At 43.0% G+C, this 11,248-nt stretch carries 9 protein-coding genes; 1 reads left to right on the top strand and 8 read right to left on the bottom strand.

Annotation, left to right across the window (positions count from 1 at the left end; genetic code table 11):
* Positions 1 to 97: 97 nt before the first annotated feature.
* The 8 genes from ACTTJF_RS05070 to ACTTJF_RS05035 all read right to left on the bottom strand — a co-directional run bounded on the left by ACTTJF_RS05070 (position 98) and on the right by ACTTJF_RS05035 (position 8,677).
* Positions 98 to 655 (bottom strand): hypothetical protein, encoded by a 558-nt coding sequence (locus ACTTJF_RS05070; RefSeq protein WP_442551032.1) that lies wholly within the window; start codon positions 653 to 655, stop codon positions 98 to 100.
* Positions 656 to 727: 72 nt separating this feature from the next.
* Positions 728 to 946, bottom strand: coding sequence for a plasmid mobilization relaxosome protein MobC (gene mobC, locus ACTTJF_RS05065; protein WP_442551031.1), 219 nt, complete (start codon positions 944 to 946; stop codon positions 728 to 730).
* 385 nt (positions 947 to 1,331) lie between these two features.
* Positions 1,332 to 2,336, bottom strand: coding sequence for a site-specific integrase (locus ACTTJF_RS05060; RefSeq protein WP_442551030.1), 1,005 nt, complete (start codon positions 2,334 to 2,336; stop codon positions 1,332 to 1,334).
* A gap of 77 nt (positions 2,337 to 2,413) precedes the next feature.
* Positions 2,414 to 3,247: a DUF6538 domain-containing protein gene (locus tag ACTTJF_RS05055; protein WP_442551029.1), complete on the bottom strand. Its 834-nt coding sequence runs from the start codon at positions 3,245 to 3,247 to the stop codon at positions 2,414 to 2,416.
* A gap of 514 nt (positions 3,248 to 3,761) precedes the next feature.
* Positions 3,762 to 4,535: an ABC transporter ATP-binding protein gene (locus tag ACTTJF_RS05050; RefSeq protein ID WP_442551028.1), complete on the bottom strand. Its 774-nt coding sequence runs from the start codon at positions 4,533 to 4,535 to the stop codon at positions 3,762 to 3,764.
* Positions 4,526 to 5,488: a FecCD family ABC transporter permease gene (locus ACTTJF_RS05045; protein ID WP_442551027.1), complete on the bottom strand. Its 963-nt coding sequence runs from the start codon at positions 5,486 to 5,488 to the stop codon at positions 4,526 to 4,528. Before ACTTJF_RS05045 ends, ACTTJF_RS05050 begins: the two co-directional genes overlap by 10 nt.
* Positions 5,488 to 6,522 (bottom strand): ABC transporter substrate-binding protein, encoded by a 1,035-nt coding sequence (locus ACTTJF_RS05040; protein WP_442551026.1) that lies wholly within the window; start codon positions 6,520 to 6,522, stop codon positions 5,488 to 5,490. Before ACTTJF_RS05040 ends, ACTTJF_RS05045 begins: the two co-directional genes overlap by 1 nt.
* A 73-nt stretch (positions 6,523 to 6,595) precedes the next feature.
* On the bottom strand, positions 6,596 to 8,677 hold the full coding sequence (locus ACTTJF_RS05035) for a TonB-dependent receptor (RefSeq protein ID WP_442551025.1): 2,082 nt from the start codon (positions 8,675 to 8,677) through the stop codon (positions 6,596 to 6,598).
* Between the two features lie 371 nt (positions 8,678 to 9,048).
* Here ACTTJF_RS05035 and ACTTJF_RS05030 point away from each other — a divergent pair, with 371 nt between their 5' ends.
* Positions 9,049 to 11,145: a TonB-dependent receptor gene (locus tag ACTTJF_RS05030; protein ID WP_442551024.1), complete on the top strand. Its 2,097-nt coding sequence runs from the start codon at positions 9,049 to 9,051 to the stop codon at positions 11,143 to 11,145.
* Positions 11,146 to 11,248 lie beyond the last annotated feature (103 nt).

The following is an 11,248-nucleotide window of genomic DNA, read 5'->3' as shown; positions in this document are numbered from 1 at the left end:
GCAACATTACGGTTATGCTTTTCTTTGTCGATCTAGTTACTTCAATGCCGCTTTGGTTAAGAAGCTCTATCATGTGGTCTCTATTTTTGATGTAGCCCTATTTGGCTAGGTCGTGCAGCTTTTTATCTAGTTCTTCTAAATTTTGGTAGTGTCCTATGTTTTTCTTGTTACCCGATATAGTTTGCTCTCTTGCGGGATCGTCAGGGCTTGAAAGGTCGTATTCACCGTTGATAATCCTCTTAAAAATATCGATTCTGCTTTGATCATACTTGTCAAAGTATGGGTTAAACGATTTGCCGCTCGCCAAATCGATTTTAGGGATCAAGAAATTTAACTCAAGCCGACCGTTCTTGTCCGAATGTTCGACCCAGAGCACATTTACTCTATCTAACATATAATCCCCAAGCAGTGCGCGCTCAAAATCTTTTATTATTTTTAGCTTTTGCTCTCCATCCAAAAAATCGTGCTTCTCCTCAAATGACAGAACTCCGAAACACGTTTTTTGCGTAAAGTCGATTCCTTTAATAATAGCTCTAGTTAAATTCTCGTCGCCCTTTATGACCCTAGCCGTTCCGGCCGCCATTCTTTCGTTTAAAAGGTAGTTTATACTTCCAAGGCCGCCGCCAGTATATGTAGGAAGAAATTTAACTAGCATAAACAACCCCGTCGTCTATCTTTTTGCGATAAAAATATAATCGAAAAAAGGCAAGCTTTATAATGACTTCCATTACTTTCCCAACATCTCGTAAATTCGACGCAAGATAGCATTGCTGTCAGCGAGAACTCTAAGAGCGACTCGATCTAAGCTTTTGTCGCTGTTTAGCTTGGCGGCTACTTGGTTTAAGTTGTTTCCGTGTCTGGATAATTCGACCAAAAGCTCCCTTTCGATAGGAAGTCTAATTCGCCTGGACAGCATTGAACTTAGGGCAAATTTTGAAAAGGTCATCCCTGTTTCTTTTAGCTTCTTTTCGATAGCCGACCATTCGTCGGATGTAAGTCTAAGTTTTTTTGATTATGTTCTTAGTGATTTCGCGTTTTTTGTTTTTCATATCTACTTTCCATCTCATATAAAACTTTACTTTTGCGATCAAAAAGCGCATACTTTTTTCTTTATTGATAATTTTATAAAATTCAAAAACGTAAAACAAGGGTTTTAGTAAGTTAAGAAACGGATCCGGTAAAATTTTACGTAGTTTTTAGGTTTTAAGAATGGGGTGTAGATAGCTGAATTTGCGAAGCTTGAGAGCAATCAAAGAGAGGAGCTAGCCTCGCATACAGTCTCTTAAAAATTTTTCGGCTTTGAGCCTTTATATATCTTATTTTTACACTCGCTAGTCCTTGTCATACTCAACCATTTCAATCTTAGCTTTTAATATATCTGGGTTGATCGGCTTAGCGTAAATGTTAAGTAAAATTTTGTACTGCTTTTCATGACCTACTATTTGAGCTATGACGCTTAGCTGGACTTCTCGTTGCACCAAGTAATTTATAAAGTAGTGCCTGAACGAATAAAACGTCTTTTTAGGATCTTCGGTTATTAGTTTTCTTTGAATTTGGTTTCTAAAAATTTCAGAAAAGATTTTATTATTTACGCCAAATATCGTCTTGCCGTTTTTTCTAGTATCTATAAATTCCATTAAGCCAAGCTCAAGCAGCTTGGAATGAATAGGCACCACCCTTATAGAATTAGTATTTTTAGTGGTTTTACCCTCTTCTCTGTTTATATTAAAGCAAAGTATTCCGTTACGCTTTACTATATCTTTGTATCTTAGCTGAGTTATTTCGTTTATCCTCATCCCGCTATATGCTGCTATCATCGTAATATAATAAAGATCGTTAGCGTTTATTCGCTTACTTGGAGATCTATTGGTATTTTTAAAATCTTGAACTATCTTAAAGATAGTTTGCGCTTCCTCTTTGCTGTAAGGCAATACCTTGCGATCCGTGGGGTCTATTTCTATTTTTACGTTAATATTATTCGTAATGCTTTTACCTATATAGCCGCTATCGTAACTGTAATTAAAAAATTGAGCTACCCTTATCATATATTTTTGTACGGTTACTTCCGACAGCTTGCTATCGTTTTTACCCAGATGCAGTATCTGCTCTAAATTTTTACCCTTATACTTGTTTTTTTGATTTAGCTTAGTTGGCACTTTAAATAAAATATCGCGAAATTTTAATAAATCATCTCTTGATATAAGAGACACGCTCCTTTCCTCGCCGAAGAATTTAAAGAGCAAATTTTTAACGCTATTTACTAGCTCTAACGTGCTTTTAGACCATTTTTCGTTTTTACTCGTGTTTTGTATGAAGGTATCGAATGCAACGCGCAATATTATATTGTTTTGCGACCCGGCCGGTATTTGGCTAGCAAGCGGGACTATCTCGTATCGTTCTACTATATTATTACCTAGAGTTCCCGCGCCGAAAGTTTCTTTGCCTGCGCGTGTATAGATTGAACGATATTTTGCTTTTTACCGAGCATAATATCTTTCGTCTCTCTTTCATCGGCTTTAGTTTTTACTAGCCCTAGCTCCGTATTTAGTCCGTGTTCTTTTTGGGCAGCTACGGCCATAGCGTGAGCGAAAGTATCTATAAGATCTTTAACCCCTTGCCTATTAAGAGGCAATCCGCCGATTTCGTCAAGAACGCCGATATCGTCTTGAAAGCTTCGTATTTCTTTACTTTCGAATTTACGGCTACCATCTTGCTCGCTTAAAAATTTTAATCTTTTGGCCGTAAGGTTTGCGTTTTTCTCAAGTTTTGCTATGAGGTAGTTTAGCGAAAGGATATTTTTCTCAAGCAAAGCGTGAGCTACCGTAGCCCTATCCTCATCACCGATCGGGCCGATATCTTTTTCTAAAATTTCTACGCTAGACTCTAGAAGTTTGGGCATTTGATTATCTTGCAAGGCTTCTTTAAAATGCCTATTTAGAGCATCGGCAAAGTCGACGTCTATCTTTTTATCGTATAAAGAGTGTTCTTTTATACTTTTATCGACCTTTGCCTGCATAAAGCTATCCACGAGAGAGTCGATTATCTTGCCGTCCAACTTCATGTCCACCGCCTTGGTTATTAGATAAATGTATCTATCATAAATTCTAGCAGATTTTTTAGCTTTTAGTATGGAGTTTGTGCTTAGCGTAAAGCAAATTTCTCTTTGAACGCCGAAGATTTTCCTCGTGCTAAGAGGCAGAACGCTTCTATAGTAGTATGTTCCATTGCGATTTTTAATATGCGTCATAAGGCGGTGTAACAAAAGTGGAACACCTTGCCGATGCCTTAAAGTCAAAAAGACTTAGAATAGCGTAGTATCAGTGCTTTGCAAGAATTTAAAATAATTCCTCATAAGCCGGACGCCCCTAGTTCAAGTCTCCCCCGTGACACCATAAATGCCCTATTTGTCGGTATTTAAACCGCCTCTTTTGCAGTTTCCCTTTCTTTGATTTTTTTCTTAAACTATGGAACACTTTTAGCAAAAAGTGGCACAATGCAAGCATTTTACAAAAATAATCCTATAAAATGACTTTAGCGTAGCATATATCCTCAAATTTGATCCTCGTCCCTACTATTGCCACACCCTAATCTACTAAATTTAGGCTTGACGATAGCCGTTGACACCAGCGGCCTTTTAATGCAGTCAGGACTCTCGTCCGTCTTAGCCTCATCCAAGCTCTAACTTCTTGCTTTTTATAGCTCCAGCTATTTTATAGGTTTATCTAGAATATATAAAAGAGCTAAACAAGTTAAAATTTTAGCTACACTCTCCACCTAACAAGCAATCTCCTTTTGTCTTCGACGTTTAAATTTATAAAATCGATACTGAAAAGTTTGGTTAAATTTTCGCCCTTTAAAATTTGATCGGTTGCGCCGAATTCATATCCTAAGGAGCCGTTTAAAAGCAAGGTTTTATCTGCTGCCGCAAGCGCGTGATCGGGGTGATGCGAGGTAAAGATCACGCAGGTTTTATGCTCGCTATTTAGCTTTTTGATTAGGCTTAAAACGGCGTTTTGATGAAAGACGTCGAGGTATGACGTAGGCTCGTCCATGATTAGAATTTTGGGCCGTAGTACTAGCGAGCGAGCTATAAGCACCAGCTGCATCATGCCGCCGCTTAGCTCGTCTACGTTTAAATTTAAATACTCGCTAACGCCTGCTATCCGTGCGGCTTCCTCGGCCATCGCTCTATCCTCTGCGCTCGGCCTTGAAAACATACCGACGTTTGCGTTTACGCCCATTAAAATCAGATCTTTTACCTTAAAGCTAAAAGCGATATTTTCGCTTTGAGGCACGTATCCTATGAGCTTAGCGCGCTCTTTACCGCTAAGAGAGGCATGATCGCGACCATCGATCAAGATTTGACCGCCTTGTGCTTTTAAGAGCCCTAAAATAATCTTTAAAAACGTAGATTTGCCTATGCCGTTTGGGCCCAAAATCGCAAGCGTTTCGCCGCTTTTTAGGCTAAGGCTCAAATTTTGCAAAATTTGCCTGCGCTCGTAAGAAAAGCTTAAATTTTCTACGCTCAAGACCATCTTTTGCCCTTTTTAACGATGATTACGCCGATCATCGGAGCGCCTATAAGCGCGGTTAGGATACTTAGCGGGATTTCAGCCGAGCTCACGCTTCTAGCCGCGACGTCGGTTAGCATCAAAAATATCCCGCCTAAAATCGCAGAAATCGGAACTAGCTGCGAGTTATCGGAGCCGTAAATCAGCCTCGTAACATGCGGCATCAAAAGCCCGACCCAGCCGATGATACCCGCTATCGCTACGCTTGCGGCCGTTATCAGCGTAGCAAGCACGATAAAGATAAAGCCTAAAAATTTACTCTCACCCAAAATGCTTGCATGTTCGCCGCCTAAGGATAAAATGTTTAGCTTCCAGCCCATTAGGCTCAAAAGCACAAGCCCGCTAACGCAAACGGGAGCAAGCGCCGCTACGTCGCTCCAAGAGATGGCACTTAGGCTTCCCATCAGCCAATATACGATACTAGGTAGCTTTTCTTGCGTATCGGCGACGTATTTGACGACGGAGATCAGCGCCTCAAATATCGCTCCCGTGATGATGCCCGCAAGCACCAGCATGAGCTTTGAGTTTTTGTTTGCCAAAACGCCTAGGGCGTAAGCTATCATGACGGCTAGAAAGCCGAAAATAAAAGCGCCTATTTGCGTGGCTACGGGACTACCGAAGGTTAAAATACAAACCACCGCGCCAAATCCCGCCCCGCTACCAACGCCCAGGATATTCGGGCTTACCAAAGGATTTGCAAACATCGCCTGAAATATCACGCCCGCCGCGCTAAGGCTAGCGCCTATCAAAAACGCCGCTATCAGCCTAGGCAAGCGTAGGTCAAATATCAAAGCGTAAAGCGTCTCTTTGTCGTTTTGATAATAATCAATTAGCCCCTCAAGCGAAATCCTACCCGCAAGCAGCGAAAAAACGGCCGCAAAGGCTAGAAAAAGCGATAAAAACAGATATTTTTTCATTATCTAAAAAGCTCGTAAAATTTGCTCTCTCCGTTTAGATCGAAGCGTAAAATTTTAGCTATCTCATCGTCGTTTAGATCGTAGCCGTAGAGTAGCTTGTAGCTCTTTTTCATCTCGTCTTTTAAATTTATATGCGCCTGCCCAGAAAACAGCACGCTAAACCACGCCCAGCCCAGGTGCGATTCGCCCGTAGGCGGTTCCCACATATCGCCTCCCAGAGGCATTTTGTAGACGGCTTTTTGCTTGACTGCTTTTACGTTTTTTAAAATTTTGTCGTTAAAAAAGTCCCGCGGCACAAGCTCGTCGAAGTTGCTAAGCAAGATAACGTCCGGATTTTGCGCGAGAATTTCTTCTTTATTTAAAATTCTAAATCCCCCGAAATTCGCCGCATTTACTCCGCCGCTTAGCTTTATCTCGTAGTCAAAATACGTCCCGCCTCCTGCGGCCTCGTAGCTTTTATCTCGGCCGAATATAAAAAGAACCTTCGGTTTTTTGCTAAGCCCTTTTACGAAATTTTCGATCTTAGCTCTAAGTTCGGCTCTGTTTTGTAAAATTTGCTCCGCTCTTTGCCCTTTTTCGTAAATTTTACCTAGCATTCCAAACCAAAAAAGAGGGTCTTCTTCCGTGCCGCTTAAATTTACCAAAGCTACGTTTAGCCCTACTTTTCGCAGCGGCTCGATGATCTTTTCGCCTCTCATGCCCCACTGCACGACAAGATCGGGAGATAGTTTTAGCAGCTCCTCGATATTTGGAGTAAAATCCTCTCCTATACCGCCTGCGGGGATACTAGACGCGCCTTTTATCATTTTTCCGAGCATTCCGCGCCCAATATTTTTCTTAGCCATCGGATGAACGGATGCTAGGCGAGATACGTTGTTTTCGACGCTAAGAGAAAACGAAGCTAGCGGCACCGGAAACAGCGCTACGCTTTTAACGGAGCGGTCGAAGCGAAGCTTATTGCCGTTTTGATCGGTAAATTCAAGCGCGCCCAGCGTCGCTGCCAGTAGCAATAAAGCAGATACGATTTTTCTCAAATTTGGTCCTTAAATTTGTAAATTTTAGGGTTTTTGAGCGGGCTTGTTAAAACCCGCTCGGCAAATTTAAATTTTAAAAGCTAGCCTTAAAGCCTAGTTTGAAATTTCTGCCCGGATTTATGAGCGGGTTGCTAGCGCTTCTAGGCTGGCTGATTAGCTCGTAGCTTAGGCTTGGGGCGTACTCTTTGTCAAAGATATTTTCGACGCCGAAATTCAGGCTAAAATCTTTTAAGAAGCCTAGTTTGCCAAGGCTCTTGCCAAAGTATAGGTTATGCACGAAATATCCCGCTCGCTCGCGCTCTACGCTATCATCTATACGCGTCTTTCTCGCCGCCCAGTCGCCGCTATACTCTATGTAAGAATTTGCCAAAAACTCCGGCGAATAAGAAACGGCTACGTGTCCGCTAAGCGGAGCGATCTCCGGAAGCGGCTTGCCGGTTTGCTTATTTTTGCCGCGCGTGTAGGCAAGATTTGTTTTAAACTCCAAATTTGATAAAATTTTATAAGCGAGGTCAAACTCCGCTCCGCTTATCTTGGCCCTATTTACGTTTTGCGACTGATAGTAGGTCACGCCGCCGCTTTGCCAGTTTCGCTCGACGATCAGGTCTTTATAATCTCCCGTGTAAAATATCAAATTTGATCTAAGCGCTTTATCCGTATAGCGAAGTCCGGCCTCGTAGGTAACGCCTTTTTCGATATTTAGATCAGGGTTTGGCAGATACGCCTCGCTACCTGAAAACGTAAGTATCGGGGCGACTTCGCCGCTCATAGGAGCCCTAAACGAAGTCGAGAAATTTCCTACGAACTCAAGCCCTCCGACGACGGGATAAATAAGCCCCAGGCCGTAGCTGGCTCTGCCGTCTTTTCTATCGTTGGCATTTTCGTATAAGGCTTTTACGGCGGGGCTCATCGAGCTATCCATATCAAAGGACGTTTTTATGCGGTCGTAGCGTAAATTTGCGCTCAAAATCGCGTCGTTGCTAAATGCGTATTCAAGCAATCCAAACCCAGCGACGTCAAGCTGTTTGGTTCTTAGCCTGTTGCGTACGCTAGGGCCTTTGTTTACGCTTTGATACACGCTATCCCAGTCCTCGTAATAAAAATCTACGCCGTAGGTTTGGGTTAGGCTGTCGCCTATAAATTTGCCGATAAATTTGCCGCCGTAGACCTTCGGGCCGTTTACGTAGTTATCGACTTGTCTAGGCGACATAGCTCCGATATACGGCCTTATATTTAGGTGTGTATAAAGCTCTCTGTAATACAAGCTAGAATCTAATATAAATTTATCGTTTATGTTGCCTTCGTAGTTTAGCGCTACGTATTTTTCTCTAAGAGGCGCTTCTTTTATGTATTTTTGAAAGCCTTTTTTATTCGCCGTTCCGGGAGCGCCGACCGCCGTACCGACTACGCCGCGCTCGGACTCGGTGTATCTAGTTACGAGCTCAAGTCTGTGAAAATCGGCAAAGCTGTATCCGCCTTTAAAATCAAGGCTTCGGTAGTTATACCTTGTGTTTGGGATTTTGCCCGCCGGAGTGTCGTAGTCCTTGCCGTGTTTGTAGTTTAAGCCCAGCAATGCGTCAAACCCGTGTCCGACTACGCCGAGTTGTAAGCGGTTTTGTACGCCTTTGTTCGCGCTTTGGTACTGGGTGCTAAGATAAGTGTCCGATAACGCCCAGTCGCCGTGCACGTCTCCGCTAGCTCTTTTGGTGACTAAATTTACTATGCCGCCAAACGCGTCCGTGCCGTAAAGCGTGCTAGCGGGACCTCTTATTATCTCTATCCTTTCGATTTGATCGGGCGTAAATATCGAATACTCAAACGCCGGCCTACCTCTAAATCTAAGCCCGTCTACAAACATCGGCACGCGGTAATCAGACGAGCTAAAACCTCGCACGTTTACGGTACCTGAGTCCATGCCTTCGTTTACGATAGAGGCTCCCGGCGCCTCGCTGATTAGGTCGGGTACGCTTTTGCCAAGCTTTCTTTCTATGGTCTCTTTATCTACTACCGAGACGCTTTTGCTTATCTCGTCTACGCTTTGAGACGATCTTTGCGCCGTGACGGTTACGCCTTCTAGCGATTTTAGCTCTACTTCGTTTTGCGCGGCGGCCAAAACGCCGACCAAAGCGAGGCTAAGCACGATTTTTCTCTGCATTTAAACTCCTTTAAAAATTATTAACGGGCAATTATACAGAAATATATAATGATTTTCAATGATTAAAAATAAGGTTTTAGTCAATAATTTATGTAGCAAAAATTTAAACTGTTTGTAATTCCAATATAATTTTATAAAAATTATTGTTCCCCAAAAATATCACGAGCGTTAAAAAATAAAAATAGTTTCGTTAGGTTTTAAGATCACAAATTTAAAATGCATTACTTTTCAGATTTTAAAAATTAACCTCTGCTCAAACGATAAAAACACGCTATACGCAATGGCTAGTATATGATAAAATGATTTATAAATAATTATTTAAGCACTATTGATATATACTCTTGTTTTTATTTTAAAATCAAGGGAGAATAATGAGACCTAGTATTTTTGCTTCAGTCGCTATTTTAGCTACTTTTGCCGTTGCAGACACAAAGACGGACGGCTACTCGGTGATGCTTCCAAGCGTCGAAGTCGAAGGCATTTCCGAGCAAGATAACCTTAAAGGCTATATAACCTACGATAGCGCGGAAGTAAACAGAAACGGACTTAGCAACAAGCAAACGCCTCAAACCATAGAAACCATCGATATCCAAAAAAATCGCAACTACGGCACGAACGATCTTTCTAGTATCCTAGAAGGAAACGCCGGCATAGATGCAGGCTACGACATGCGCGGCGAGAGTATAAAAATAAGAGGCTTTAGCGTAGACGGCGGAGATATATATAGAGACGGCGTGAGAGACTCGGGTCAGATCAGGCGCAGCACTGCAAACGTCGAGCGCGTCGAGATTTTAAAAGGACCAGCTTCTATCCTATACGGCAGGAGCGGCGGCGGCGCGGTCGTAAATTTAGTCAGCAAAAAGGCAAATTTTACCCCAGTTTATAAGGTCTCGGGTAGATACGGCAGCTGGAGTAGATGGGGGCTTGGCGCAGATGTAAACCACGCAGTAAATAATCAACTAGCCGTACGCCTAACTACCGACGGCGAGCGCGGCAAATCGTGGCGCGAAGGCATAAAATATAAAAATTTTATGATAAGCCCTAGCGTCATCGTAACCAATCAAAGCGGCGACGTAAGCTTTGAGGCGCAGTATACGTACGACAACGCCTGGAGAGTACCCGATAGAACTCCGACCAAGGCCGTCTACGATAAGCTAGGCATCGACTACAAAAAGGGCTTTTCTCACGAGGGCGACTTCGTGGAGGATAGACTGCACTTTTTCCGCACGGAGTTAAATGCCGAGTTAGCAAAAGAGTTAAATTTAAAATGGGTTTTTGGATACAGAAAAGCTAGCCAAAATTTCGACCACTATTACGGCGGATCAATCATTAGCGGCAATAAATTAAGACAAAACTACGCAAAGCAAGAAACGGATAACGAAACTATCTCAAACGCCTTTACGCTTACTAAGGAGCTAAATTTCGAGAGATTTAAGCACAACATAGCAGTCGGCTACGATAACAGCATCGAAACTCGCCATCCAAGGCTCTGGTATAGCAGAACCCATACGCAAGATATCGACCCGTACGCATCTAGGGGTAGCTGGGCGTCAAACAGAAACGTCCCGCTCACGACCGATAACAAACACCGCGCGATCAATCACGGCGTGTTTTTCGAGGATCTAATCAGTCTTGACGACACGTACAGGTTGATGCTAGGCGGTAGGTTTGATTTTTACAAATTTAAAACCAGAAACATAAGAGGCCAAACAAACAGCTACACCGGCGACTCGTTTAGCCCTAGAGTCGGCTTTTTATGGGACTTTGCGACCGATCACACCGCTTACGTCTCGTATTCGCAGAGCTTTGCGCCCTACGGCGGTAGAGGCAACATCGGCATCAGCACCGAAGATACGTCAAAGCTTGATCTAAAACCGCAAAACAACGTCCAGTACGAAGTCGGACTAAAAAGCACTTGGGCGGATAATAAATTTAGCTCAAACGTCGCGGTCTTTCAGATCGAACACAAAAATATCCGCTATCAGCCAGACCCTACAAACGATCCATATACTTGGGCGGTACGCGGCAAAGAGCGCAGCCGCGGTATCGAGCTAAACGTGCTAGGGCAAATTTACGAGAATTTATACCTGCGCAGCTCGCTTGGCTACACGAACGCTAAGGTTACCAAAGACAACTCAAACTCGCTAAACGAAGGGCTTAATCTAAATGAAACCACGCGCTGGCAAGGTAACGTCTTTTTACGCTACGTAAATGCCGACAAATGGTACGTAGAAAGCGGCGTTACCGGCTACTCCAAACGTTACTCCTACTCTACTAGCGGCGGTAGAATCCAAGAACAACACTTGCCGGGCTTTGCCAGAGTGGACGTGAGTGCGGGATATAGCTTCACCGAGCATGCGCAAATGACGCTAGCAATAAACAACCTCTTTGATAAAAAATACTGGCGCTCAAGCTCGAGGCTAGGCGACGAGAGATCGTTTATGGTGAATTTTCACTATAATTTTTAATTAAAACGCAAAAAACGATAGGTTATCCTATCGTTTTTTACTGATTTTAAAACTGCTTCATCCATCGCGCCTCAAAAGCTAAAAACTTAGTGTCAACAACTTG

This window comes from Campylobacter sp. (assembly GCF_052170435.1).
GTDB lineage: Bacteria > Campylobacterota > Campylobacteria > Campylobacterales > Campylobacteraceae > Campylobacter_A.
Note: the sequence above shows the minus strand (reverse complement) of the source record. Positions and strands in the feature narration are given on the sequence as shown.

Bases quoted from the DNA above. Each gene is read 5' to 3' on its own strand.
- ACTTJF_RS05050 (WP_442551028.1), bottom strand. From the start codon at position 4,535: ATGGTCTTGAGCGTAGAAAATTTAAGCTTTTCTTACGAGCGCAGGCAA.
- ACTTJF_RS05070 (WP_442551032.1), bottom strand. From the start codon at position 655: ATGCTAGTTAAATTTCTTCCTACATATACTGGCGGCGGCCTTGGAAGT.
- ACTTJF_RS05030 (WP_442551024.1), top strand. From the start codon at position 9,049: ATGAGACCTAGTATTTTTGCTTCAGTCGCTATTTTAGCTACTTTTGCC.
- ACTTJF_RS05045 (WP_442551027.1), bottom strand. From the start codon at position 5,488: ATGAAAAAATATCTGTTTTTATCGCTTTTTCTAGCCTTTGCGGCCGTT.
- mobC (WP_442551031.1), bottom strand. From the start codon at position 946: ATGACCTTTTCAAAATTTGCCCTAAGTTCAATGCTGTCCAGGCGAATT.
- ACTTJF_RS05035 (WP_442551025.1), bottom strand. From the start codon at position 8,677: ATGCAGAGAAAAATCGTGCTTAGCCTCGCTTTGGTCGGCGTTTTGGCC.
- ACTTJF_RS05055 (WP_442551029.1), bottom strand. From the start codon at position 3,247: ATGACGCATATTAAAAATCGCAATGGAACATACTACTATAGAAGCGTT.